Source organism: Ostreiculturibacter nitratireducens (assembly GCF_032670585.1).
GTDB lineage: Bacteria > Pseudomonadota > Alphaproteobacteria > Rhodobacterales > Rhodobacteraceae > Ostreiculturibacter > Ostreiculturibacter nitratireducens.
In genome coordinates, this window is the sequence record NZ_JAVQHL010000001.1 from 148,689 (window position 1) to 174,862 (window position 26,174).

The following is a 26,174-nucleotide window of genomic DNA, read 5'->3' on the forward strand; positions in this document are numbered from 1 at the left end:
TCGTCAGGTTTTCGCGGTGGCCAGGCGATACGTGGTAATCCCGACTGTTTCGAAGCCCATTGCCGGCACCGTCGGTACACGTTCGGAATGGCCGACGAAGAGCCACCCGTCGGGCAACAGCGCCGCGGCGAACCGCGGCCAGAGTTTCCGTTGCGATTGCGCGTCGAAGTAGATCACCACGTTTCGGCAGAAGATCGCGTCGAAGCGGCCCTTCATCGGCCAGGCGCCGTGGAGGTTGAGTTCCCGAAAGCTGACAAGCCTTCGTGCCGCGGCGGCGATACGCATTCCTCCCGGCACGGGCTCCAGGAATTTCTGACGCAGGTTCGGTGGGATCGTTTCGCAGGCCGTGGATTCGAAGACCGCGGTCCTGCCAGTCACGATTACGACAGGATCGATGTCGGTCGCGAGAATTCGGAAATCCTGCGTGGCCACGTCGGGTGCCATGTCGAGCATGGTCATCGCGATCGAGTAGGCCTCCTGTCCCGTGGAGCAGCCCGCGGACCAGATCCGAGCGCGACCCCCTCTGCGAAGGCGGCTTATGAGAGGCGGGAGGGTCTTTTCCCTCAAGAGTTCGAAGTGGTGCGCCTCTCGGAAGAAGTGTGAGACGTTGGTCGTGAGCGACGAGATCATTCGGCGCCGTTCCTCTGCGCCTTCGGCGCTCTCGACCAGCGCGATGTAGCTTGCGTAATCCTGAAGGCTCAATGCGCGGAGCCGTTTTGCGAGGCGGGACTGGACCATGCTTGTCTTTCCCGGCGCGATCACGATCCCTGCTTCGGCATGTGCTATGGCCGCGATCGCAGCCATCTCCTGCGCGCCGGGCGCCGGCGCCACGGAATGTGGTCCGACGAGGGAAGTCACGCGGCCTCCGATTTCTTGAACGGCAGCACAGCCCTCAGATCGAGCACCCGGATCATTCGCCCCTCGATGATCGTCAGGGCCTGAACGAAGCTGCGCGCAGCATCGGCGGCCAGGTCCGGGGGCGGCTGAAGCACATTTCGGGGCAGGGCGAGGATATCGGAGACCGCATCGACGAGGAGCCCCGCGGTCTGGTTCGAAACCTGCACGACGATGATGACGTTGCGGGCGTCGCCGGCCACGGGGGGCATGCCCAATCGGGTGGAGAGGTCGACAACGGGAAGGACTGTACCGCGCAGGTTGATGACGCCGCGGATGTGAGCCGGTGCGTGGGGAAGGGGGGTCGCACGGGTCCAGCTTCGGATCTCGCGTACGGACATGATGTCCACGCTGTATTCCTGCTCGCCGAGCCGGAAGGACAGGAGTTCGACTTCTGCGGTCGACTGCGCGTTATGATCGGGTGTCATCGTATCATCCTGCAAGGGCCAGTCGGTTTGGTTCCGGTGCGCGTGTGCGCCCGGATGCGGTTTGCACGAGATCGGGTGGATCCAGGATCAGGGCGATCTGACCATCGCCGAGGATCGTCGCCGCTGAAATGCCCGGGATGTGGCCGTAGGCTTGCGCCAGCCCCTTGATGACCACCTGCCGCTGTTCGTGGATCGCATCCACCACGAGCGCGGCACGGCTGCCGTCTTCCAGCGCCGTGAGGAGCACGATGCCACCATCATAGCTCTCCTTCGGGGGACGGTAGCCCAATTCCGCGCCGAGGTCGTAGAGAGAAACGAGACCGCCCCGGATTTCGATCACGTTGGTCTCAGGCCCGAGGGCGCGTATGTCCTTCATCGAGAGGCTGGCCGTCTCCACGATCGAGGAGAGCGGAACGACGAGCGTTTCGCCGGCAACGGTAACGATCATGCCGTCCAGAACGGCCAGCGTCAGCGGCAGCGACATGCTGAAGGTCGTGCCGGCGCCGGGGACGGAAGAGATGCCGATGCGGCCGCCGAGAGCGGTGATGGCGGTTTTTACCACGTCCATCCCAACACCGCGCCCGGAAAGGTTGGATATCTGGCTGGCGGTGGAGAAGCCCGGCAGGAACAGGAGGTTATCGATCTCGGCGTCGGTCAGTTGCATGTCTGGCGGGATGAGCCCCTTCGCGACCGCGATTTCCCGCACCTTCGGCCGGTTGATTCCGGCGCCGTCGTCCCTGACCTCGATCACCACGCGGCCCGATCGGTGCTGGGCGGAAAGGGTGATCACACCCTCGGCCGGCTTGCCCGCCCCAATCCGCTTGGCGGGCTTTTCAAGTCCGTGGTCGACAGCGTTTCGGATCATGTGCGTCAGCGGGTCGGCGAGCCGCTCGATTACGGTCTTGTCGATTTCCGTCGCCTCGCCCTCCGTCTTCAGGCGCACTTCCTTTCCAACCGCTCCCGAGGCTTCGCGCACAATCCTTGCCATGCGCTGGAACAGGGGTTTGACGGGCTGCGCCCGGATCATCATCACGCTGTCCTGGATGTCGCGCGTGAGCATCATGAAGGCTTCAAGGCCAGTCATAACCGCCGAATTCGGTGGAAGCCCCGCTTTGGCCCCGCTCTGCGCGAGCATGGCCTGGTATATCACGAGTTCGCCGACGAGGTTCACCAGCCGGTCGATCCGGTTCAGGTCGACACGCACGGTCGCGGCCGCCTCCTGATGTGGGGGCGTGGCCAGACTTCGCCCGACGACGGTCTCCATGGGTGACGCGGGCGCTGGTTGAAGCGGGTCCGCCGTCAGCGGGATCGGCGCGGACAAGGCTTCCTGCTCGGACGGCCTCGCAGTCGGTACACGCGGCGCAGAATCCTCGACGCCGTTCAGGCGCCCGATCTTCAGCTCGCAGACATCTTCGACGAAATCGAAGACCTCGCGGATCTCGGTCTCACGCGTTTCTTCAGGCAGGCGCACCTCCCATTCAAGGTAGCTCTGCTCGGGGGCGAGCGCGTCGAGGGCTGGCAACCCCGCGAGATCGCATGTGACTGATGCCGCTCCGAGGTCTGACAGTGCGCGGAGCAGGAGGAAGGGTTCATTGCCAGAGGCGTAGAGCGCGGTTGTCGGTCGAAACCCGACCAGCCGCGCCTGAGCGAGGCAAGCTGTCGGCGGTACGTAGTCGAGGCTGATTGGCATCGGCTGGAAGTCTACGAATTCCTCGGCATCTTCATCGGGCGAAGACCGGCCGGTGAGCGCCTCGAGGGCGCGAAGTGCCTCCTCGGCGCCTTCCGGCTCTGCCGCCCCTTCGCGGGCTGCGCGGACGTGGTCCTGAAGGAAATCAGCAGCCTGGAAGAAAAGCCGTATGGCCTCGGGTTTGACCTCCGTCCTTCCTGACCGGACATCGTCCATCACGGTTTCAAAGCGGTGGGCAAAGGCCACCAGGGCCGACAGGCCAAAGGCCCCTGCGCCCCCCTTGATTGAGTGGATGGCGCGAAAGACGACGTTGATCGTCTCTTGGTCATGTCCACCGTCGGCCATAGCGGAAAGCGCGTCCTGAAGGCTTTCGAGCAGCTCCTCGCATTCGACGAAAAACGAGGCGCGGATCTCTGCCATCGGATCATGGGATTGCGCCATCACCGTTCTCCCTAGCCGGCGACCATCCGAAGGGCCTTTATGAGTTTCGGCGGGTCGAAGGGCTTGACGATCCACCCCGTTGCGCCGGCGGCCCGGGCGCGGGCCTTGAGATCCGGCGCGCTTTCGGTCGTCAGCACGAGGATCGGCGTCGCGCGGTGCTTTTCCTGGCCGCGCACCGCCTCGATGAAACCGAAACCGTCGAGCCGGGGCATGTTGATGTCGGAGATGATTGCGTCGGGGCTGATGCCTGCCAGGACTTCTAGCCCGTGAATGCCGTCTTCAGCCAGGTGAAGCGTATACCCCACCTCTGTCAACGCGAGTTTCAGCATGTCTCGGATCGTGCGGCTGTCGTCGACCGCAAGGATGTTCAGGCTCATGCGTCGGTCTCCGATTGAAGCGAGGCCGGGGAGAGGCCGAAGACGGCCAGGGCCGCATCGAATTCCACTGACCTTGGTGAAAGCGCGAGGGCGTGGCCGTCTTCCCGCCAGGTCCGTGCGGCAGAGGCGAGCACCTGAAGGCAGAGCCCGCCGAGATGGGTGACAGGCCCCGCGTCTATCGTGAGGCCCCTTCCTCGGCGCGCGAGGATCGCCTGTGCGAGCGGGCGCGCCGCAGGCGTGTCGAGGCGTGGAGAAAGCGTCAACGCCGCCGTCATCGGAGGCCGTGCGCGATGCCGTTCCGAAGCATGTTCTCCTGTCTCCCTCCTGGTCCGATCGGGACCAGACTTAGGAGGCGGGAGTTAAATTTGGTTTTACGGCGACCGGGTTCGGAAGAATTTCAGTCGGTGCGATCAGGTCCGCATCAGCGACTGGAGATGGACCGCGCAGCCGGTCAGCGCTGCGTAGTCATCGTCGATCACATAGACGGAGAAGTTCTGCATGAAGCCCGAGAACCGGCCCTTGTCGCGGAAGCCCTCGACGAAGCCGAACTCGGCCAGCCAGGGCATGAATGCCCGGGCCACGCCGCCGATCATGTAGACGCCCCCGAACGGCAGGTGCACCAGCGCGAGATTGCCCGCGACGGTTCCGAGAAGCCGAACGAAGATACGGCCCGCTGCGGTGGCGAGGGGGTCATCCTCGATCTCGATCGAGGTCATGATCTCGGATGCGCGCCGGTCCATCCTGCGGCCTGCCTCCGACGAGACCCAGGAATAGACGCGTTCAAGGCCGCGCCCGGACAGCACGTCTTCGATCCCGGCGAAGCCATGCGCCTTTTCCACGAAATGCTGCAGGCGGAAATCGCCCTCCGTGCGGATGGGCAGGCTGGCATGGCCGCATTCGGAGGCTGCCACGAGCCTGCCGTTCGGCGTTTCGTGCACGGGCGCCGCGTTGAAGCCGGTGCCGACGCCGATCACGAGTTGCGTGGCGCCGGGGCGGGGCACTCCGGTCGCCTTGATGATCTCGATCAGCGCCCGCTTCGGCAGATGCCCGAGTGCATGGCCCTGGGCCTGAAGATCATTGAGCAGCGCGACCCGTTCGGATTTCGTTGCGCGCGCCAGCGTCTTGGTGTCGATCGTCCAGGCGAGGTTCGTCATGCGCGCGACGCCGTCGCGCACCGGTCCCGCCGCGGCGGCACAGGCGGCGGCGCAATCGACGTTGCCCTCGGCCGCGATGTATTCGCGCAGCACCGCCTCGAGCCCCGGATATTCGGAGTTCTGATAACGGCGGACCGTCGATTCAATGATCCGACCCTCCTGGGCCAGCGCGACGCGGGTATTCGTGCCGCCAATGTCGGCGACGAGCGTCACGGTGTTCGGAGGATATGTCATGACGAGCCCTTCGTTCTAGATCCGTGGCGCGAGCGCGCGGGCCAACGCTTGATAAGAGGCTTTTGGGGTGCGCTTCAAGGTGTCGAAGTCGACATGCACCAGGCCGAAGCGCTTTTCGTATCCCAAAGACCACTCGAAATTGTCGAGAAGCGACCAGTAGAAGAAGCCCCGCACGTTGGCGCCATCGCCGATGGCCTCGCGGACGGCGGAAAGGTGGCCGTCGATGTAGGCGATCCGCGCGGCATCCTCGACCGCGCCGTTCTCGACCCTGTCGTCCCAGCTCATGCCATTCTCGGTGACGTAGAGCGGCAGGTCGCCCACATGGTCGCGCGCCATTCGGGTGAGGAAGTTCCTGAGGCCCTCCGGATAGATCTCCCAGCCCATCGTGGTCTTGGCGAGGGGGCCCGTTATCTCGCGCGTCGCGGGCCAGGGCGCGCCCGGGTCGGCGGCATGGAAGTGGCGCGTGTAATAGTTGACGCCGAGCCAGTCGATGGGCTGGGAAATTCGCGCCATGTCCGCTTCCCAGCCTCCCGGCATGTGCGGGCCAAGGCCCGACAGCGCTTCCTCCGGGTAAGTGCCACGGGTGACGGCTTCGATGAACCAGCGGTTGAAGATCGCGTCCTGCGTGGTGGCTGCGGCACGGTCTTCGGCGGTCTGCGAGGCAGGCTCCGCGTGGTCGAAATTGAGGACGATCCCGAGGTTGCCGTGACCATCAGCGCGCAGCGCCGCCGTCGCCTCGCCATGGGCGCGCAGGACGTTGTGCATCGCATGGGCGGCGGCGCGGATATCGCGGAGGCCCGGCGCGTGTATCCCGAGAAAATGCGACAGCCAGGCGACACACCAGGGTTCGTTGATCGTCGCGGTCGCCGCGACGCGGTCGCCGAGGCGGGACATCACGAGGCGGGAGTAGTCCGTGAACCAAGCGGCGATGTCGCGGTTCATCCAGCCGCCCCGCAAGGCGAGAGCGGAAGGAAGCTCCCAGTGGTAGAGGGTCAGGAAGGGCTTGAGCCCGCGCTCGAGCATCCCGTCCACGAGCCGATCATAGAAGTCGATACCCTCTGCATTTGGGGTGCCGCGGCCTTCCGGAAGGACACGTGCCCAGCTCACCGAGAATCGGTACGCATCGAAATTTCCGTCCCGCAGGAGGTCGAGATCCTCGCGCCAGCGGCCATGATGATCGCAGGCGCGCGACCCGTCCTCAGCCCGGACGACGTTGCCCGGTGTCGCGGCGAAAGTGTCCCAGTGACAGCTGCCCGCGCTGCCGAAGGCCGATCCTTCGATCTGGTAGGCCGAGGTCGCAGCGCCGAAGATGAATCCTTCGGGGAAGTCCTTGCGGGCGGTCTTCATTCAGCTCTCCCCGCGCGGAACCTGAGTGTTCAGCGAAGGGCTGCCAGCCCTGTGTGCCGGAATGGCCGTCTGCGAAGTCTGCGCGAAATTCATGCCGCAAGGTTTCCTGGGCGCTTTCAATGCCTTCATCAGTATTCCCGGGTGGAATCCGCGTCAACGCAAACGGCGTCCCTGCCGGGCTTCCGATATCAAGACGTTAACCATTGAAAAGGGGCTGAAATTGGGCCGCAAGTGGAGCGCATTGGGGAGCGGCACGGACATGGTCGAAGAAGCTCAGCCCTTCCCTGCATTGTTTCCCGATACCGTCCTTCGCGGGCGATGGCGGGCGCATCGCCGATCCGAAGGAAAGGAAGCTGGTACATGTCCTGCTGAACGCCGCGATCGCCCGTTTCGTAGATGCCGATGCCGGAGGTCGTCGGGGCTGGGGCCGTCGGGGCTGGCGCCTTTCCGGCCGGCATGATGGAATGTGCGGACGGGAAGGATGCGGCAGCTGTCGCGGCGGAGATCCAGCGCATCCGGGATGAATTGCAGTGGGGGTGCCGGGCCTGTCCTCGGGGCATTCGCACAGGCTGGTTACGCATTGGGGGTTCGGATGAAGGCGAAGAACATCATCGCGAAGGACAAGGACTGGTGGCGCGGCGCCGTCATCTATCAGATCTACCCGCGCAGCTATCAGGATTCGAACGGCGACGGGGTAGGTGACCTGCTCGGCATCGTCGAACGGTTGCCGCATATCGCCTCACTCGGCGCGGACGCGATCTGGATCAGCCCGTTCTTCACCTCTCCGATGAAGGACTTCGGCTACGACGTCAGCGACTACTGCGACGTCGATCCGATCTTCGGGACGCTCGGCGATTTCGACCAGGTCATCGCGACGGCGCATACGCTCGGCCTGAAGGTCATGATCGACCTCGTGCTCTCACACACGTCCGACCAGCACCCGTGGTTCCGGGAAAGCCGGGCGAACCGGGACAATCCGAAGGCAGACTGGTTTGTCTGGGCTGACCCGAAGCCCGATGGAACGCCGCCCAACAACTGGCTTTCGATCTTCGGCGGTTCCGCTTGGCAGTGGGACGGGAGGCGGATGCAATATTACCTGCACAACTTCCTCGTCTCCCAGCCCGATCTCAACTTCCACAATCCGGATGTGCAGGAAGCGCTTCTGGATGTCGTCCGCTTCTGGCTGGATCGGGGGGTGGACGGGTTCCGCTTGGACACGATCAATTTCTACTTCGCGGACAAGAAGTTGCGCGACAATCCTGCGCTACCGCCAGAGAAGCGCAACGACACGATCGCGCCTGCGGTCAATCCCTATAACTGGCAGGAGCACATCCACTCGAAGAACCAGTCTGAAAACCTTGATTTTCTTAAGAAGTTCAGGGCCGTCCTGGAGCCGTACAACGCCGCAGCCGTGGGTGAGGTCGGCGATGCGCAGCGTGGACTCGAGATAATGGCGGAGTATACCTCCGGCGGGGACAAGGTGCAGATGTGCTACGCCTTCGAGCTTCTGCAGCCCCATCCGGTCGCGGCGTCGGACGTGGTCGAGGTCTTCACGCGGCTCAAGGCGACGGCGCCCGATGCCTGGCCGTGCTGGGCCTATTCCAACCACGACGTCGTGCGCCACGTCACGCGCTGGGGTCTTTCCCGGTCGGCAGCAAAGGCTTACACGACGCTCCTCATGTGTCTTCGCGGTTCGGTCTGCCTTTATCAGGGAGAGGAGCTTGGCCTGCCGGAGGCCGAGATCGCCTTCGAAGACCTTCAGGACCCTTACGGCATCGAGTTCTGGCCCGAGTTCAAGGGGCGCGACGGTTGCCGCACCCCTATGGTCTGGATGGCCGACAACCAGAATGGCGGCTTCTCCTCGGCTAAGCCCTGGCTTCCGGTGCCGACGGAACATCTGCGCCTTGCGGTCTCCGCCGAGGAGGCCGACCCCGGAGCGCTCCTGCACCATTACCGCAAGGCGATCGCCTTTCGGCATGCGCAGGATGCGCTGGCGAAGGGGACCATGACGGGCATGCGCGCTGATGGTCCCGTGGTCAGGTTCGAGCGAGAGTTCGAGGGTTCTCGCATATTCGTCGCAGTGAACCTGAGCGGCGAGCCGGCCACGGTTGCCGCGCCGGAGGGGCGGTGGAAGGTGACAGGCGCGGAACTCGGGTCGACCGGGCCTGCGGGCGACGGGAAGCTGCATCTGGGGCCCTGGCAGCCCTGCCTGATGCTTGCGCTGGAAGGATGAGGTCGGCTGGCAGGGGCGTTTGCGGAGATGATCGGTCCGTGCGGCGCAACGACGCGGGGAAGTCCGCATATTTCGTGTTCTTTCCGCAAACCTAGCGCTGAATAGGAAAAATACTCCGTTCGCCAAACCTAGTGGGCAGGCAGAGGGGCTTCCTGTCGCGGCCCGTTTTGTGCGAGGTTCCCCCGGACGGGCACGGCGGCATGGCCGCCGGCCGCGCGGGACAGAAACGTCGAAGGAGGTTCCCATGGCGGTGATGGCAGGGGCTGGCGCACCGGGATTGTGGCGGCGGACGCCGCCCGCGGTCTTCCCGCCGATCATGGGCCTCTTCGGCCTTGGCCTCGCCTGGCGTCGGGGTGTCAATTCCTTTGGCCTGCCGGACGGATTTGCCGAAGCGATCCTCGGCGCGGTCACGGCTCTCTACCTGTTCTGCCTTCTGGCCTACCTGGCGAAATTCCTTCGCCGTCCTGCGGTCTTGGCGGAGGATCTTCGCGTTCTTCCGGGGCGCGCCGGGGTGGGGGCGATGGTGCTCTGTCTCTACCTCGTGGCCGCGGTCGCTCTGCCCTATGGTCCCGGGCTGGCGCGGTCGCTTCTCTGGGTGGCGGTTGTGGTTCACGCCGCGATGCTTGTCGTTCTGATCCGGGTCTTCGCGACGGGACCAGCGGAGCAGCGGCGTGTTACGCCCGTCTGGCATCTGAACTTCGTCGGATTCATTCTCGCGGGTCTTACGGCGCCTGCGGTAGGTGAAACCGCGCTGGCCTGGGCGGTCCTTTGGGTGACAGGCTTCATTGCCGTCTTGATCTGGGCAATCGGGGCCAGGCAGTTGCGAACGGCGCCGCCACCGGCGCCCCTGCGCCCGCTTCTATCGATCCATCTTGCGCCGGCGGCGATGCTAGGTGTCGTGGCGCTGGGTGTCGGTTTTGAGAACGTGGCCCAGATATTCGCCGTGATCGCGGCCGTGATGCTGGCGCTTCTGATCATCGGCCTCCGCTGGATCACCGCCGCTGGCTTCTCTCCGCTCTGGGGGGCGTTCACCTTCCCGTTGGCCGCCACCTCGTCTCTCTGGATCGCAATCGGGGGAGTCTGGAGCGTGCCGGGCGGGATCGCGCTGATCGCGGCCACGCCGTTCGTGCCCTGGATCGCCGCGCGCGTGCTGCAGCTTTGGGCCAAGGGTGTGCTCGCGGCCAAGACCAACGCCGCGACCGCCTGATCCGCAGCGGTTGAAAGGCGTCCTTCCGGGATAAGGGGCTTGCATCCGGCGCGCGCGCGTGAAACAGGGAAGCGCCAAACGACGACTCCCGAGGAGAGACCCCATGGAGATTCGCGAGGCGCTCACCTTCGACGATGTGCTTCTTGTGCCGGCGGCATCCAGCGTGCTGCCATCTACGGCCGATACTTCGACCTTCGTGACGAAGTCGATCCGCATGAACATCCCGCTTCTGTCCTCGGCGATGGACACGGTGACCGAGTCGCGTATGGCGATCGCAATGGCGCAGGCCGGGGGGATCGGCGTGATCCACCGCAACCTGACCGTGGAGGAGCAGGCGGCCGAGGTGAGCCGCGTCAAGCGGTTCGAAAGCGGCGTCGTCTACAACCCGATCACGCTGACGCCGGAACAGACGCTGGCGGACGCGAAGGCGCTGCAGGACCGCTTCAACGTGACCGGCTTCCCCGTTGTTGACAGCCAAGGCCGGCTCGTCGGGATCGTCACGAACCGCGACATGCGCTTCGCGTCGGACGACAAGACGCCGGTCAAGGTGATGATGACCTCCGACAACCTGGCGGTGCTGACGGAGCCTGCGGACCTCGAACAGGCGAAGAGCCTGATGCGGGCGCGGCGGATCGAGAAGCTTCTCGTGACGGACGGCAAGGGGAAGCTCACGGGACTTCTGACGCTCAAGGACACCGAGAAGGCTGTCCTTAACCCGAACGCGTGCAAGGACGAACTGGGCCGCCTTCGCGTCGCTGCGGCGACGACCGTCGGCGATGCGGGCTACGAACGGAGCCAGGCGCTGATCGAGGCTGGCGTGGACCTCGTCGTGGTAGATACCGCCCACGGGCACTCCGAGGGCGTCGCCAAGGCCGTGGAGCGGATCAAGGCGCTGTCCAATGCCGTGCAGGTCGTCGCGGGGAACGTTGCGACGGCGGAGGCGACGCGGGCGCTGATCGACTCGGGCGCGGACGCGGTGAAAGTCGGGATCGGGCCGGGTTCCATCTGCACCACGCGGATCGTTGCCGGCGTGGGCGTTCCGCAGCTGACGGCGATCATGGACGCGGCGGGCGCCGCCGGGGACATCCCGGTGATCGCGGACGGCGGGATCAAGTATTCGGGCGACTTCGCCAAGGCGATCGCGGCGGGCGCCTCCTGCGCCATGGTCGGATCGGCCATCGCCGGGACGGAAGAGAGCCCGGGCGAGGTGATCCTCTACCAGGGCCGCAGCTACAAGTCCTATCGTGGCATGGGTTCGCTTGGCGCGATGGCGCGGGGCTCGGCCGACCGTTACTTCCAGAAGGACGCGGCATCGGACAAGCTCGTCCCCGAGGGGATCGAGGGGCAAGTGCCCTACAAGGGAACGGCAGCGGCGGTGATCCACCAACTGGTCGGCGGTCTTCGCGCGGCAATGGGCTATACCGGCTGCGCGACCGTGGCCGAGATGCGCAAGAACTGCCGCTTCGTGAAGATCACCGGCGCGGGGCTCAAGGAAAGCCACGTCCACGACGTTCAGATCACGCGGGAAAGCCCGAACTACCGGGTGATGTGACCGGCGCAGGCGCTGCGCTCATGAAACTGGCGAGGCGGCGTCCTGTCGCGCAATGCGAGGGGCGCCGCACGCGCACGCGAAGTGGGGTCCGGATTTTGCTGCGGTTTGAACGGCTTCGGGGGCCTTCTTCACCCAAATTACGGGCGGATTAGACGCATATGACACCCGCAGCCCGCATAGCCACGGCGATCGAGATTCTCGACGCGATCCTTGCGGGTGCGCACGCCGAGCAGGCGCTGACGTCCTGGGCGCGCAGGAACCGGTTCGCGGGTTCGGGCGACCGGGCGGCGATCCGTGACCACGTCTACGACGCTCTGCGCTGCCGGCGCTCCTTCGCGGCCATGGGAGGTGCGGAGGCTGGAGCGGCGGGCACCGGGCGGCAACTGATGATCGGGGCGCTTCGTGCGGCAGACGAGGACCCGGCCGCCGCGTTCACGGGGCAGAACTACGCGCCCGCGGCGCTTTCGGAGGCGGAGCGGGCGACCCTGCCTGACTTGCCTTCCCATGACGACTTGCCAGAACTCGTGGCGCTCGACTGTCCCGATTGGCTTGAGGCGCCGCTCCGCGCGGCCTTGGGAGGGGACTTCGCCGAGGTCATGTCCGCGATGCGTTCCCGCGCGCCGGTCTTCCTTCGCGTGAACCTTGCGCTGACGGACCTTGCCGCGGCGCAGGCCGCGCTCGAGGCCGAGGGCATCCTGACCGAGCCGCATCCTCTCGCCTCGACGGCTCTGGAGGTCGTTGGGAACCCGCAGCGCATCCGAAACTCCGCCGCTTACCGGGACGGGCTCGTGGAGCTTCAGGACGCGGCGAGCCAGGCCGTTGTCGAAATGCTCCCGCTCGCAGCCGGCCAGCGGGTGCTCGACTATTGCGCGGGCGGGGGCGGAAAGACACTCGCGATGGCAGGGCGGTGCAAGGCGCGATACTACGTTCACGATGTCGCACCGCAAAGGATGCGCGATCTTCCCGCGCGCGCAGAACGCGCCGGCGTTAAGACGACGATCCTCAGGACGACCGAGGTTGCGCAGGCGGCCCCCTTCGACCTGATCCTCATCGACGTGCCCTGTTCCGGCTCCGGCACCTGGCGGCGCGCGCCCGAGGCGAAATGGACCTTCACGCCACGAAGGCTGGAGGAACTTGTCCGGACGCAGCGCGAGATACTGGACACCGTCAAGGACCATGTCACCGTGGGCGGCCATCTGGCCTACACGACGTGCTCGCTTCTCGAGGAAGAGAACGGCGCGCAGATACGAGCCTTCCTCGCTCATGACACCGGTTGGGAATGCGTGAACGAAAGGCGGCTGACCCCGCTCGACGGTGGCGACGGGTTCTACATGGCGCTTCTGAAGCGCCGCTGAGAATTCTTCACCGATCCCGCAGCGTTGCGACCTGACTGGAGCGTACGGCTCCGGTAGCCGCTTGACGCGTGCAGAATTTCGGCCTCAAACAATCCAAGGTTGTGCCAGATCTGCGGTTAACCTGCATTTAAGGGTTTGTCGTGCGAATAGGCAGGAGAAGTCTGAAAGGGGTCGTCAGTGTGTCCAATCCGGTGTTGTCTCAGCAGTCAATAACGCGCACCGCACAGAGCATCGGGCCGGGGAACATCTATCTGCTCGGCGCGGCGGTGGCGTTCATTCCGGTCGTTTTCCTGATCCCGCAGCCGATGGCGGCTCTCGTCGTTGCCTGCGTGGCCGGTTCGCTGGCGGCGCTGGCGGGGATCACGCGCTGGTTGACCGTGCGTGACCAGGCCCAGAAGGCCGCTCTGCACGAACAGATCGCCGCCTTCATTGCCCACGACGCCTCGCCGAGCTTCACGACAGATGCCGACGGGGAGGTCGGCTATCAGAACCGCGCCGCGCTTGAACGCTTTGGCTCCCGAGGGGGCAGACGCTCACCCGCGCCTTGGCCGAGATCTTCGCCAATCCCTCCGCCGTGCTTTTCCGGCTGCAGAACAAGGCAGATCTGCATGGAGCGGCGCGGGAGGATGTCGTCACGCGCCGGGGGCATGTCCGCCTGTCGGTGCACCGGATCGACGATTCCGGCTTTCTCTGGCGGCTCGAGGAAATGGTGGAACGTCCGGCGGGCTGGCGCGGTACCGAAGCGATCAGCCTGCCGATGATGACAGTGTCGAAGTCTGGCACGATCCTGTTCATGAACGAGGCGCTCCGGGAACTCGTGGGCGAAAGGGTGAAGACGCTCGACCGCGTTTTCGCCGACCTGCCGCTGCGGCCGGGCGATGAACACGAAATCCTGACCGCGGACGGACCGCTGCGGGCGCTCGTGGCCGAGGTTGCCGTTGTGGGCCGGCGGCGCGAGATCTACTTGCTGCCGGGAGTTTCGAGTGCGCGCGTCCAGGCTGCCGATCCCACTGCCTTCGAGGCGCTTCCGGTAGCGATGATGCGGCTTTCCTCAGGAGGGCGTGTACTGGACGTGAACCGGGCGGCCCGCGATCTCGTCGGCGATGTGTCCGAGGGAACCGCGCTTCACGAACTTCTGGAAGGACTCGGGCGGCCGGTGTCTGACTGGCTTGCCGATGCTCTCGCGGGCCGAGGGGAGGGGAAGCCCGAGGTTCTGCGCGCTTCCCACCCGGACAAGGAGGTCTTCCTGCAGGTGTCGCTGTCGCGCGTCGCGGAGAATGGCCGGGCGGGGCTGATCGCTGTCCTGTCGGATGCAACGCAATTGAAGACGCTTGAGGCGCAATTCGTGCAGAGCCAGAAAATGCAGGCGATCGGCCAGCTGGCGGGCGGAGTGGCGCATGATTTCAACAATCTCCTGACGGCCATCTCGGGGCATTGCGATCTGCTTCTGCTTAGGCACGACAAGGGGGACCCGGACTACGCCGACCTCACCCAGATCAGCCAGAACGCAAACCGTGCGGCGGGGCTTGTCGGTCAGCTTCTCGCCTTTTCGCGCAAGCAGACGCTGAAGCCCGCCGTACTGGACCTGCGCGACACGCTTTCCGATCTGACCCACCTTCTGAACCGACTCGTGGGTGAGAAGGTGCGGCTGACCTTGAGACACGATCCCGCGCTGAGGCCGATCCGGGCGGACAAGCGGCAACTCGAGCAGGTTCTGATGAACCTCGTTGTCAATGCGCGCGACGCGATGCCTGACGGCGGCGAGATCCGGATCGAGACCGAGACGGCCGTCCTCCACGAGAAACTCAGCCGGGACCGCGCCGCAGTCCCCGTGGGTGAATACGTGGTCGTCCGTGTGATCGACGAGGGACTCGGGATCGCGCCGGACAAACTCCCGAAGATCTTCGAGCCTTTCTTCACGACAAAGAGGCCGGGAGAAGGCACGGGCCTCGGTCTTTCGACGGCCTACGGCATCGTCAAGCAGACGGGCGGGTTCATCTTCGTGGATAGCGTTCAGGGAACCGGAACGACCTTCACACTCTACTTCCCTGCCCATTGCGGGGCGGCCGTCGAGAACGATGTGCAGCATGAACAGCCTCCTCTGCCCAGGCTCGGCGCCAGTGGCCGCAAGGGGGAGGGGGTCGTGCTGCTGGTCGAGGACGAGGCCCCGGTGCGAGCTTTCGCCAGCAGAGCGCTCAGAATGCGCGGCTACACGGTCATCGAGGCGGAGAACGCCGAAGAGGCGCTTCATATGCTCGAGGACAGAAGCCTTGCGGTGGATGTCTTCGTCACGGACGTGATAATGCCCGGCATGGATGGTCCCACCTGGGTCCGCGAGGCGTTGAAAGCGCGTCCGAACACGCGGGTCGTCTTCGTCTCCGGCTATGCCGAAGAGAGTTTTCACGGAAATCAGGGACGCATTCCGAATTCGGTCTTCCTGCCTAAACCCTTTTCGCTGAACGAACTCACGGCGACCGTGCAGGCCCAGATACACTGATTGCGACCGGTCGCCCGGGCCGCGCCCCGGCGGACCTTCGGATCAGCGCGGCGTCAGCGCGTCGTAGATTACGTAATCCGGCGCGAAACGCTCCCTCAGGCGCGCTGAAAGCTCCTGCGTTAGCTCCGTGGACGCTGAAGGCGCCACGTTGTCCCGCGGCAGCGTGATTTCGCAGTCGAGGCGTTCCTCGAGGAAAGCCAGGAAGCCGCCAAGGTCCTCATATCTGAAGATACGGTCGACGAGCGGTCCGCCGTCAGGGCCGGAGAGGAACTCCGCCTGGCTTTCGAGCCGGGCTACGGGGGGCGGAGAGTCTGAAAGAAAGGAAGTGACGAAGTCCGGATAGGCCATGCCATCCGTGCTGGGCTCCCCAAGCGGAAGGTCTGCGCGCTGGCGATGGCGATACCAGCTGCCCAGCCAGTCGGTGGGCTCTCGCATCAGCGCAACGGTGGTGAACGCCTCGCCGGCTGCCAATTCAAGATAGGGGGCCAGGAAGCGGCGGAAGGCGGACGCGGAGGTGTGCTTGAGTGGCGGGGGGCGCTGCACGGCGACATGGGCGAGCGATTCGAGGGCCGACTCGATCGAGGTCGAACCGCACCGGGTGTTGGCGAGGAAGACCAGACGTTCTTTCCAGAAGATCAGCATATCTACCTGATTTCGAATACATTCCCGGCTTCTCTGGCGCGGCGTCGCAACATCATGTCGCCATCACGCCGCCACGCGCGCGAAGCCCGTCAATGGTTCTTTAACCATCCTGCCGAAAAGTGAAACCCGGAAGATTTTGGTTGAAATGTTCTCTTTTTGTCCTCATAAGAACGAGAACAAGAGGCGAACAAATGGCAAGCATCGGGCGGCGATTGCCGTGCCGGACAGGGTATGGAATAAGGGACCAAATCATGGCAATCGCGAACCTACTCGACATGAACGACAAGCGCACGGCCGACAAGCAGAAGGCGCTCGATTCCGCGCTGGCCCAGATCGAACGGCAGTTCGGCAAGGGTTCGATCATGCGGCTTGGCGGCGACAACCCCGTGGAAGCGATCGAGGCGACCTCGACCGGATCGCTTGGTCTCGACATCGCGCTGGGAATCGGTGGTCTGCCCAAAGGGCGGATCGTCGAGATCTACGGTCCGGAAAGCTCGGGCAAGACGACGCTCACCCTGCACGTCGTGGCCGAGGAACAGAAGAAGGGCGGCGTCTGCGCTTTCGTCGATGCCGAACACGCGCTGGACCCGCTCTACGCCCGTAAGGTCGGCGTCAACCTAGATGAACTCCTGATCTCGCAGCCGGATACCGGCGAGCAGGCTCTCGAAATCGTGGATACGCTCGTTCGCTCGGGTGCGGTGAGCCTCGTGGTGGTCGACTCGGTCGCGGCGCTGACGCCGAAGTCGGAACTTGAAGGCGATATGGGCGAGGCCCAGGTTGGCGCGCAGGCACGGCTTATGAGCCAGGCGATGCGGAAGCTGACCGGCTCGATCGCGCGCTCGAACTGCATGGTCATCTTCATCAACCAGATCCGGATGAAGATCGGCGTCATGTTCGGCAACCCCGAGACGACGACCGGGGGCAACGCGCTGAAGTTCTATTCCTCCGTTCGCCTCGACATCCGCCGGATCGGCGCCATCAAGGACCGCGACGAGGTCGTGGGCAACACGACGCGCGTGAAGGTGGTCAAGAACAAGGTCGCGCCGCCCTTCAAGCAGGTGGAGTTCGACATCATGTACGGCGAAGGGATTTCCAAGACCGGCGAACTGATCGACCTCGGCGTCAAGGCCGGTGTCGTGGACAAGTCGGGCGCCTGGTATTCCTTCGGCGACGAGCGGATCGGTCAGGGGCGCGAGAACGCCAAGCAGTTCCTCAAGGACAATCCGGACGTCGCCTTCACGATCGAAGACAAGATCCGCGCGAGCCACGGCCTCGACTTCGGGGCATCGGACGAGGACGCCGGTGGAGAGGTGATGGAGGGCTAAGCCCCGTCTCGATCCAGGAAAACCTCGAACGGCCGGGGATGTTCCTCGGCCGCTTGTGTTCTAGCCGACGCGGGTGATTTCGGTTGGCCTGCGGACGCGGGCCTGTCCGTTCAAGGCGAGTCGAAGACCAACCGCCCGAGCGCGAACGTTTGCGGCCGTAACTGATGACGCCAGACGACGCCCCCGGAGTGGGCGCGCGAACAGGTGCGAGAACGGATGCCGTGTCTCATGTCCCGGCTGGCAGAGGTTTCCAATGGGATCGGCGGCGTGAAGCCTGTTGGTCCTGCAAGGATCCGGGGGCACTTCGGGCCACTTCATGGATCGCATTTCGACCCAGCCTCTTGCTGGACAGTGAACGAGACGACAGATAAACGGGTGCGACAAAGTTTCTGCGCCCGCGAGAGGCCCCGAGATGCCCAGCCTGAACGATATCCGCTCGACCTTCCTCAACTACTTCGAGAAGAACGGCCACCGCGTCGTGCCTTCGTCGCCGCTCGTGCCGCGCAACGACCCGACGCTCATGTTCGCGAATTCGGGCATGGTGCAGTTCAAGAACCTCTTCACGGGGGTTGAGCACCGCGACTACACCCGCGCCACCACGGCGCAAAAATGCGTTCGCGCGGGCGGCAAGCACAACGACCTCGACAACGTCGGCTACACCGCGCGCCACCACACCTTCTTCGAAATGCTGGGGAATTTCTCCTTCGGCGATTACTTCAAGGAGGATGCGATCCCCTTCGCCTGGGAGCTCCTGACGAAGGACTTCGGGATCGCCAAGGAACGTCTGCTTGTCACGGTCTATCACACCGACGACGAGGCCGCGAACATCTGGAAGAAGGTCGCGGGGCTGACGGACGACCGGATCATCCGCATCCCGACGAACGACAACTTCTGGATGATGGGGCCGACGGGACCCTGCGGCCCCTGCACGGAGATCTTCTACGATCACGGCGACCACATCTGGGGCGGCCCGCCCGGCAGCGCCGAGGAAGACGGCGACCGTTTCATCGAGATCTGGAACCTCGTCTTCATGCAGTTCGAGCAGTTCGAGGACGGCTCGCGCAAGGGCCTTCCGAACCCCTCGATCGACACGGGCATGGGGCTCGAACGGATTGGCGCGCTCCTCCAGTGCAAGCACGACAACTATGACACCGACCTGATGCGGAGCCTGATCGAGGCCTCGGCGAACGCGACGTCGACGGACCCGGACGGCGAGGGCAAGGTCCACCACCGCGTGATCGCGGACCACCTGCGTTCCACCTCGTTCCTGATCGCGGACGGCGTGATGCCGTCGAACGAGGGGCGAGGCTACGTCCTTCGCCGGATCATGCGCCGCGCGATGCGCCATGCGCATATGCTAGGGGCGGCCGATCCTGTCATGTACCGCCTCGTGCCGGCACTCGTGCGGCAGATGGGGGCAGCGTATCCCGAGCTTCCGCGCGCCCAGGCGCTGATCGAAGAGACGCTGAAGCACGAGGAAACGCGCTTCAAGCAGACGCTGGACCGCGGCCTGAGGCTTCTCGACGACGAGCTTTCGAAGCTTGGCGAGGGTCAGCCCCTTCCGGGCGCGGCGGCCTTCAAGCTCTATGACACCTACGGTTTCCCGCTCGACCTCACGCAGGACGCCCTGCGCGAAAAGGGCCGGGCGGTCGACATCGCGGGTTTCGACGCGGCGATGGCCGAACAGAAGGCCAAGGCGCGTGCCAGCTGGGCCGGTTCGGGCGAAACCAAGGACGCCGCGATCTGGTACGACCTGGCCGAGAAACACGGCGTGACGGAGTTCCTGGGCTACGACACCGAGACAGCCGAGGGCCAGATCGTCGCTCTTGTCGATGGCGGCGCCGAGATCGGGTCGGCCACGACCGGCACGAAGGTGCAGATCGTCGTCAACCAGACGCCGTTCTACGCCGAGGCGGGTGGCCAGGTGGGTGACGCGGGCTGGATCCGGACGGATACTGGCGTTGCGCATATCACCGACACGAAAAAGACCGCCGGCGTCTATATCCACTTCGCGGAGGTGACGGAGGGCGACGTCCTTCGTGGCCAGCCCGCGAAGCTGGAGGTGGATCACCACCGCCGCGGGGCCATCCGGGCGAACCACTCGGCCACGCACCTCCTGCACGAGGCGCTGCGGCGCACTCTGGGTGAACACGTCGCGCAGAAGGGCTCGCTCAACGCGGAGGACCGCCTGCGCTTCGACTTCAGCCATGCCAAGGCGCTGACGGATGGTGAACTGGTTGCGGTCGAAGACGAGGTGAACGAGTTCATCCGCCAGAACACGGCCGTCGAGACCCGGATCATGACCCCGGACGACGCCCGCGCGCTTGGCGCTCAGGCTCTCTTCGGCGAGAAGTATGGCGACGAGGTCCGCGTCGTGTCGATGGGGCACCTCAGCAATTCCGGCAAGGGCACCGATAGCGGCACCTATTCGATCGAGCTTTGCGGCGGCACGCATGTTCGCCGGACCGGCGACATCGGCGCCTTCGCGCTTCTCGGCGACAGCGCGTCCTCGGCGGGCGTCCGGCGGATCGAGGCGCTGACCGGCGAGGCGGCGATCCAGCATCTGCGGACGCAGGAGCGGAGGCTTTCGGATGTCGCCTCGCAGCTCAAGGCTCAGCCGGGCGAGGTGGCCGAGCGGGTCAAGGCGCTCCTTGACGAACGCAAGTCGCTCGCGAACGAGGTTGCTCAGCTTCGACGCGAACTCGCCATGGGCGGTGGCGGCGGGAAGGGCCCGGAAGCCAAGGAAATCAACGGGGTGAAGTTCATTCCTCAGGTCGTTTCCGGCGTGTCCGGCAGGGATCTTCCGGCGCTTGTCGATGAACTGAAGGCCCGAGTCGGATCAGGTGCGGTGCTGATCGTCGCGGATACGGGCGGCAAGGCTGCCGTGGCGGCCGGCGTCACGCAGGACCTGACGGCGCGGCTTTCCGCGGTCGACATGGCGCGTGCTGCGGCCGAAGCCCTTGGCGGCAAGGGTGGCGGGGGCCGGCCAGACCTCGCTCAGGCGGGCGGGGCGGATGCCTCAAGGGCCGATGCCGCGATCGAGGCCGTTGAGGCTGTCATCGGAGGCGCAAAATGAGTGCACTTTGGATCGCCCATGTGAAGGTTCTGGACGCCGAGGCATACGGCAAATACGCCGAACTCGCCGGCCCGGCCATCGCCAAGCACGGCGGCGTGTTCCTGGCCCGTGGCGGGCGCTTCGTCCAGCTTGAGGGCAACGAGCGTCCGCGCAACGTCGTCGCGCGCTTTCCGTCGCTCGAGGCGGCGGTGGAATGCTATAACAGCCCGGAATACCAGGCGGCCCTGGCGCATGCGAAAGGCGCTTCCGAACGCGACCTGATGGTCGTCGAGGAAACACCAACGGCGTGAGTGGCGGCGGGCACCGTCCCGCCGTTTCTTACCTCTGTTGACCAGAAAGGGGCGCCGCGCGCTTCGGCGTCGCGGGCCTCGCTTGCGAGGTCCGCTCAGATCGGGTCGAGGACGAGCGAAACCTCGCCGCTCAAGAGTTTCTCCACGAAGTCGCAGCCATTGCCGGGCGTCGAGAAATGGCGCCAGGCCTTGACGGAGAAGACCTGGGGCGCGCCCAGGGCCAGGACGACGTTCAGTTCGACGAGTTCGACCGGGCCGCTTGAAGGGATCGCGTCGAGAAGCCGCTGGCGAACGGCCGGTGGCATCGCCTCGAGCTGCATCGCGTATGCGACGTATTCCTGTGCGGCACGGTTCAGCTGAGTCACTTCAGGTTTCTGATCCACGAGCGCGTGGCTCAGTTCATGCACGACGAGGCTGGCGAAGAGGTCGGCCCGGGGGATCACCGCGAACGGATTGTCCGGACCGAGCGCCTCTTCGATGGTGTCTGGATGGATGAGCGTGATCCTGGTCCGTTCACAGTCATAGGTTCCAAGGCAGGCCACGTCCCCGCCTATCAGGATCGCCGGCTTTCGGACGACCTCGATCACGAGCGGAACGGTCTGAACCAATCCGCATTGCGCAAGCTGGGGCCGCGCGGCCTCGGCGATGGCGCAGACGCCTGGTGTCAGTTCCGGGTCATCGGTTTCCACGGATATCAGCGGGTTCGGACAGGCCAGAGGGTCTGCGGCGCCCCGGTGTGGCTCCAGGGAAATGCAGCAAGAAGTCGCCAGGACGGCGAGGAGCCAGCGTGGCACAGGCGCAGCAAGGTCTAGAAAGGCGCGCATCCGATCCTGACGTCGGTCGGGCCCGGAGGCCGACAAAGAGACGCCAGCTTAAGGTGGAGCCCTGACGCCTGTCAAACAGGGGGAAGCGACATGGCGCACCAGTTCACCGGCGCAGTTTCGCGCGGGCCTTGGCCCGCGCGCTGCGCCGAAGACCGGACAAGCGGGCGAAAGCCCGCGCCGGCCGGGGCGGGAGAGCCCGCCTCCGGTTCAGCCCGCCTTGGCCTGACGCTTCCGCTCGTGCGGGTCGAGGTGACGCTTCCGCAGCCGGATGTTCTTCGGCGTGACCTCGACGAGTTCATCGTCGTCGATATAGGCGATGGCTTCCTCGAGGCTCATGCGCACCGGCGGTGTGAGTCGGACAGCTTCGTCGGAACCCGCGGCGCGGATGTTGGTGAGCTTCTTGCCCTTCAGGGGGTTCACTTCGAGGTCGTTGTCGCGGCTGTGCTCGCCGATGATCATGCCCTCGTAGACCTGTTCCTGCGCGCCGATGAACATCTTGCCACGTTCTTCCAGGTTCCACAGGGCATAGGCCACCGAAACGCCGTTCTCCATCGAGATCAGGACTCCCTGGCGCCGGCCCTGGATCTGCCCCTTGTAGGGTGCCCAGCCGTGGAAGATCCGGTTCAGCACGCCCGTGCCGCGCGTGTCGGTCAGGAACTGGCCGTGATAGCCGATGAGGCCGCGAGAGGGCACGTGGGCGACGATCCGCGTCTTGCCGACGCCCGCCGGCTTCATCTCGACGAGGTCGCCCTTGCGCTCACCGGTCAGCTTGTCGATCACGGCGCCGGTGAACTCGTCGTCCACGTCGATGATGACTTCCTCGATCGGTTCGAGCTTCTCGCCGTTTTCCTCGCGCATGATCACGCGGGGGCGGGAGATCGAAAGCTCGAAGCCCTCGCGGCGCATGTTTTCGATCAGGACGCCCATCTGGAGTTCGCCGCGTCCGGAGACGATGAAGGCCTCGCCGCCGGGCGTGTCCTCGACCTTGATCGCGACGTTGGACTCAGCCTCCTTCATCAACCGCTCGCGGATGACGCGGGACTGGACCTTGTTGCCATCGCGGCCCGCCAGCGGCGAGTCGTTGATGCCGAAGGTGACGGAGATCGTCGGCGGGTCGATCGGCTGCGCGGGCAGCGGCACGTCGAGCGACAGGTCACAGAGCGTGTCGGCCACGGTGGCCTTGGTCATCCCGGCGACGGTCACGATGTCGCCCGCTTCGGCCATGTCGATTGGCGTCTGCGCGAGCCCGCGGAAGGCGAGGATCTTCGTCACGCGGAACTGCTCGATCCGCTCGCCCTTGCGGCTGAGCGCCTTGATCGAGTCGCCGACCTTCAGGCGGCCGGATTCGACGCGACCCGTGAGGATGCGGCCGATGAACGGGTCCGCAGAGAGCGTCGTGGCGAGCATCCGGAACGGCTGGTCGACCGCGGCGGTCTGGCGCGGGGCGGGAACGTGGCGCATGACGAGGTCGAAGAGTGCCGACAGGTCCTTGCGCGGCCCGTCGAGGTCCTCGTCCGCCCAGCCGGCGCGGCCGGAGGCGTAGAGGTGCGGAAAGTCGAGCTGTTCGTCCGTGGCGCCGAGGTTCGCGAAGAGGTCGAAGACCTCGTTCAGCGCGCGGTCGGGTTCAGCGTCCGGCTTGTCGACCTTGTTCAGGACGACGATGGGCCGGAGGCCCAGCGCCAGCGCCTTCGAGGTGACGAACTTGGTCTGCGGCATCGGGCCTTCGGCCGCGTCGACCAAAAGCACCACGCCATCCACCATGTTCAGGATGCGTTCGACCTCGCCGCCGAAGTCGGCGTGGCCGGGGGTGTCCACGATGTTGATGCGCGCGTCCTTCCATTCGACGGAAGTGCACTTGGCAAGGATGGTGATCCCGCGCTCGCGCTCGATGTCATTCGAATCCATCGCGCGCTCCGCCACGGCCTGGCCTTCGCGGAAGGCGCCAGACTGTTTCAGGAGTTCGTCGACCAAGGTCGTCTTGCCATGGTCAACGTGCGCGATGATGGCGATGTTGCGGAGCTCCATCGTAAAGGTAGCCTTTGATTGTCCGAGGTTGGCGCGGCCATACAGGACCCGGCGCGGAAAGGCCAGAGCCTTCGTCAATGCATGGCGGAACGTGAATAAATGTTGATCACGAGGATCCCGGCCATGATCAGCCCCATGCCGACCACCGCGGGCAGGTCGAGACGCTGGCCGAACATGACCCAGCCGATCGCCGCGATGAAGCAGATGCCGAGCCCCGACCAGATCGCATAGACGATGCCCACCGGCATGAAGCGCAGGACCAGGGACAGGAAGTAGAACGCCAGCGCGTAGGACACGAGGACCAGCACCGACGGTCCGACGCGCGTGAACTGCTGGCTTGCCTGAAGCGCGCTGGTTCCGATCGTTTCGAACAGGATCGCGACGGAGAGGTAAAGCCAGTGCATCGGGCTGCTCCATAAAAGAAGGGGCGGGAACATGTCCCGCCCCTCCATAACCTTTCTGACCGGTTGTTAGCCAGCCAGCGCCTTGTTCAGGTATTCGTCGACCTTCTCGAGGTAGCCCATCGTGGTGAGCCACTTCTGGTCCGGCCCGACAAGGAGCGCGAGGTCCTTCGTCATGAAGCCGTCCTCGACGGCCTGAACGGTGACCTTCTCGAGCGTTTCGGCGAAGTTCTTCAGCGCCTCGTTCCCGTCGAGCTTGGCGCGGTGCTTCAGGCCGCCCGTCCAGGCGTAGATCGACGCGATGGAATTCGTCGAGGTTTCCTTGCCCTGCTGGTGCTGGCGATAGTGGCGGGTGACGGTGCCGTGGGCGGCCTCCGCTTCTACCGTCTTCCCGTCCGGCGTCATCAGGACCGAGGTCATGAGGCCGAGCGAGCCGAAGCCCTGCGCCACGGTGTCGGACTGCACGTCGCCGTCGTAGTTCTTGCAGGCCCAGACATAGCCGCCCGACCATTTCAGCGCCGAGGCCACCATGTCGTCGATCAGGCGGTGTTCGTAGGTGATGCCGGCTTCCTTGAACTTGTCGGCGAATTCGGTGTCGAAGATGTGCTGGAACAGATCCTTGAAGCGGCCGTCATAGACCTTCATGATCGTGTTCTTGGTCGAAAGGTAGAGCGGCCAGTTGAGGTTCAGCGCGTAGTTCATCGAGGCGCGCGCGAAGTCGATGATCGACTGGTCCAGGTTGTACATCGCCATCGTCACGCCCGGACCCGGCGACTTGAACACCTCGCGCTCGATCACGGTGCCATCCTCGCCGACGAATTTCAGCGTCACGGTGCCCTTGCCGGGGAACTTGAAGTCCGTCGCGCGGTACTGGTCGCCGAAGGCGTGGCGGCCGACGACGATCGGCTGCGTCCAGCCCGGGACGAGGCGCGGCACGTTCTTGCAGATGATCGGCTGGCGGAAGATCACGCCGCCGAGGATGTTGCGGATCGTACCGTTCGGCGACTTCCACATCTCCTTCAGGCCGAATTCCTCGACCCTGGCCTCGTCCGGGGTGATCGTCGCGCATTTCACGCCGACGCCGAATTCCTTGATCGCGTTTGCCGCGTCGATGGTGATCTGGTCGTTGGTGCGGTCGCGCTCCTCGATGCCCAGGTCGTAGTACTTCAGGTCGATGTCGAGATAGGGAAGAATCAGCTTCTTCTTGATGAAGTCCCAGATGATCCGGGTCATCTCGTCGCCGTCGAGTTCGACGACGGGGTTTTCCACCTTGATCTTCGACATGTCTTTCTCCGCTCGGGGTGACTCTCTGCGGCGCGTCATAGCTCAAATCGCAACGCTGGGAAAGACGGTATGCGGTTGTATACCGGATGTTGAGGCAGAAAAAAACCGACCAGGGCCAGCGCGGCATCGGTCGGTCCCTGAATCAGCGCGAGTTTTCGGTGAGCCGGCGGCGCACGTATTCCTTCACGGAATCGATCATTGGGTTCATGTGCTCTTCCTCGTTCTCGAAGAAGTGGCCGGCGCCCTCGATCTCCTTGTGGGTGATCGTGATCCCCTTCTGCTCCCGGAGCTTCGCGACCAGCCCGGCCGTGTCCTTGGGCGGCGTCACGCGGTCGGCCGTGCCGTTGATGATCAGGCCGGAGGAAGGGCAGGGGGCGAGGAAGGAGAAGTCGTACATGTTGGCGGGCGGCGAGACGGAGACGAAGCCCGTGATCTCGGGGCGCCGCATGAGAAGCTGCATGCCGATCCAGGCACCGAAGGAGAAGCCCGCGACCCAGCAATGCTTCGAATTAGGGTTCAGCGCCTGAAGGTAGTCGAGTGCCGAGGCCGCGTCGCTGAGTTCACCGACGCCCTGGTCGTATTCGCCCTGGCTTCGCCCGACACCGCGGAAGTTGAACCGCAGCACCGTGAAGCCCATGTCGTGGAACGCGTAGTGCAGTCGGTGCACCACGCGGTTGTTCATCGTGCCCCCGAACTGCGGATGCGGATGCAGGATGATCGCGATCGGCGCGTCCGGGGCCTTCTGCGGATGGTAACGTCCTTCGAGACGTCCTTCGGGGCCGGGAAAAATGACTTCGGGCATCGCCTCGCCTGTATCTCGCTACGAAGCCGGCAATTCTTGACGAAATTACTCGGGCTACCTAGAATATGAAAAGCTGTGCCCTTATGGCCAGCCTGCGGG

At 64.8% G+C, this 26,174-nt stretch carries 21 protein-coding genes and 1 pseudogene; 8 read left to right on the forward strand and 14 right to left on the reverse strand.

What is annotated here, in order from left to right; all coding sequences use genetic code 11:
* Positions 1–3 precede the first annotated feature (3 nt).
* The 7 genes from ABCN56_RS00725 to ABCN56_RS00755 all read right to left on the reverse strand — a co-directional run bounded on the left by ABCN56_RS00725 (position 4) and on the right by ABCN56_RS00755 (position 6,562).
* The gene (locus ABCN56_RS00725; RefSeq protein WP_343078861.1) at positions 4–804 is read right to left on the reverse strand and encodes a CheR family methyltransferase; all 801 of its coding nucleotides are present in this window, start codon (positions 802–804) and stop codon (positions 4–6) included.
* 50 nt (positions 805–854) lie between these two features.
* A complete protein-coding gene (locus ABCN56_RS00730; RefSeq protein ID WP_343078862.1) occupies positions 855–1,322 on the reverse strand; it encodes a chemotaxis protein CheW in 468 nt (155 codons plus the stop codon).
* Positions 1,323–1,326: 4 nt separating this feature from the next.
* Entirely contained in the window at positions 1,327–3,450 is a 2,124-nt protein-coding gene (locus ABCN56_RS00735) for a chemotaxis protein CheA (RefSeq protein ID WP_343078863.1), read from the reverse strand.
* Positions 3,451–3,461: 11 nt separating this feature from the next.
* A complete protein-coding gene (locus ABCN56_RS00740; protein ID WP_343078864.1) occupies positions 3,462–3,827 on the reverse strand; it encodes a response regulator in 366 nt (121 codons plus the stop codon).
* On the reverse strand, positions 3,824–4,102 hold the full coding sequence (locus ABCN56_RS00745; protein ID WP_343078865.1) for an STAS domain-containing protein: 279 nt from the start codon (positions 4,100–4,102) through the stop codon (positions 3,824–3,826). The genes ABCN56_RS00740 and ABCN56_RS00745 overlap by 4 nt, the downstream gene beginning before the upstream one ends.
* Positions 4,103–4,237: 135 nt before the next feature.
* Positions 4,238–5,215 carry a glucokinase gene (locus ABCN56_RS00750; protein ID WP_343078866.1) on the reverse strand — a complete coding sequence of 326 codons (978 nt, stop codon included), beginning with the start codon at positions 5,213–5,215 and terminating at the stop codon, positions 4,238–4,240.
* Positions 5,216–5,230: 15 nt separating this feature from the next.
* Entirely contained in the window at positions 5,231–6,562 is a 1,332-nt protein-coding gene (locus ABCN56_RS00755; RefSeq protein WP_343078867.1) for a GH1 family beta-glucosidase, read from the reverse strand.
* Between the two features lie 592 nt (positions 6,563–7,154).
* Here ABCN56_RS00755 and ABCN56_RS00760 point away from each other — a divergent pair.
* From ABCN56_RS00760 to ABCN56_RS00775, 4 genes are all read left to right on the forward strand, one after another.
* On the forward strand, positions 7,155–8,795 hold the full coding sequence (locus ABCN56_RS00760) for an alpha-glucosidase (RefSeq protein WP_343078868.1): 1,641 nt from the start codon (positions 7,155–7,157) through the stop codon (positions 8,793–8,795).
* Positions 8,796–9,039: 244 nt separating this feature from the next.
* Positions 9,040–10,002, forward strand: coding sequence for a TDT family transporter (locus tag ABCN56_RS00765; protein WP_343078869.1), 963 nt, complete (start codon positions 9,040–9,042; stop codon positions 10,000–10,002).
* A gap of 103 nt (positions 10,003–10,105) precedes the next feature.
* On the forward strand, positions 10,106–11,554 hold the full coding sequence (guaB, locus tag ABCN56_RS00770) for an IMP dehydrogenase (protein ID WP_343078870.1): 1,449 nt from the start codon (positions 10,106–10,108) through the stop codon (positions 11,552–11,554).
* Positions 11,555–11,712: 158 nt separating this feature from the next.
* Positions 11,713–12,909, forward strand: a complete 1,197-nt coding sequence (locus ABCN56_RS00775) for an RsmB/NOP family class I SAM-dependent RNA methyltransferase (RefSeq protein WP_343078871.1) — start codon at positions 11,713–11,715, stop codon at positions 12,907–12,909.
* Between the two features lie 206 nt (positions 12,910–13,115).
* On the opposite strand, the gene ABCN56_RS00780 is transcribed toward ABCN56_RS00775, so the two are convergent.
* Positions 13,116–13,346 (reverse strand): hypothetical protein, encoded by a 231-nt coding sequence (locus ABCN56_RS00780; RefSeq protein ID WP_343080133.1) that lies wholly within the window; start codon positions 13,344–13,346, stop codon positions 13,116–13,118.
* Here ABCN56_RS00780 and ABCN56_RS00785 point away from each other — a divergent pair.
* Positions 13,239–15,406, forward strand: a pseudogene (locus tag ABCN56_RS00785) (hybrid sensor histidine kinase/response regulator). The gene ABCN56_RS00780 and the pseudogene ABCN56_RS00785 overlap by 108 nt on opposite strands.
* 42 nt (positions 15,407–15,448) lie before the next feature.
* Here the strand turns inward: ABCN56_RS00785 and ABCN56_RS00790 are convergent.
* Positions 15,449–16,048 carry a hypothetical protein gene (locus tag ABCN56_RS00790; RefSeq protein ID WP_343078872.1) on the reverse strand — a complete coding sequence of 200 codons (600 nt, stop codon included), beginning with the start codon at positions 16,046–16,048 and terminating at the stop codon, positions 15,449–15,451.
* A gap of 251 nt (positions 16,049–16,299) precedes the next feature.
* Between ABCN56_RS00790 and recA the strand changes: the two genes are divergently transcribed.
* From recA to ABCN56_RS00805, 3 genes are all read left to right on the forward strand, one after another.
* A complete protein-coding gene (gene recA, locus ABCN56_RS00795) occupies positions 16,300–17,373 on the forward strand; it encodes a recombinase RecA (RefSeq protein WP_343078873.1) in 1,074 nt (357 codons plus the stop codon).
* A 412-nt stretch (positions 17,374–17,785) separates the two neighbouring features.
* Entirely contained in the window at positions 17,786–20,449 is a 2,664-nt protein-coding gene (gene alaS, locus ABCN56_RS00800; protein ID WP_343078874.1) for an alanine--tRNA ligase, read from the forward strand.
* A complete protein-coding gene (locus ABCN56_RS00805; protein ID WP_343078875.1) occupies positions 20,446–20,739 on the forward strand; it encodes a DUF1330 domain-containing protein in 294 nt (97 codons plus the stop codon). Before alaS ends, ABCN56_RS00805 begins: the two co-directional genes overlap by 4 nt.
* 95 nt (positions 20,740–20,834) lie before the next feature.
* On the opposite strand, the gene ABCN56_RS00810 is transcribed toward ABCN56_RS00805, so the two are convergent.
* The 5 genes from ABCN56_RS00810 to ABCN56_RS00830 all read right to left on the reverse strand — a co-directional run bounded on the left by ABCN56_RS00810 (position 20,835) and on the right by ABCN56_RS00830 (position 26,075).
* Complete coding sequence (locus tag ABCN56_RS00810; protein WP_343078876.1) at positions 20,835–21,563, reverse strand: DUF6639 family protein; 729 nt, start codon at positions 21,561–21,563, stop codon at positions 20,835–20,837.
* A 207-nt stretch (positions 21,564–21,770) separates the two neighbouring features.
* Positions 21,771–23,588 (reverse strand): translational GTPase TypA, encoded by a 1,818-nt coding sequence (gene typA, locus ABCN56_RS00815; protein WP_343078877.1) that lies wholly within the window; start codon positions 23,586–23,588, stop codon positions 21,771–21,773.
* 74 nt (positions 23,589–23,662) lie between these two features.
* A complete protein-coding gene (locus ABCN56_RS00820) occupies positions 23,663–23,992 on the reverse strand; it encodes a DMT family transporter (protein ID WP_343080083.1) in 330 nt (109 codons plus the stop codon).
* Positions 23,993–24,058: 66 nt separating this feature from the next.
* Positions 24,059–25,273, reverse strand: a complete 1,215-nt coding sequence (locus tag ABCN56_RS00825) for an NADP-dependent isocitrate dehydrogenase (RefSeq protein ID WP_343078878.1) — start codon at positions 25,271–25,273, stop codon at positions 24,059–24,061.
* A gap of 142 nt (positions 25,274–25,415) precedes the next feature.
* Complete coding sequence (locus tag ABCN56_RS00830) at positions 25,416–26,075, reverse strand: alpha/beta hydrolase (protein WP_343078879.1); 660 nt, start codon at positions 26,073–26,075, stop codon at positions 25,416–25,418.
* Positions 26,076–26,174 lie beyond the last annotated feature (99 nt).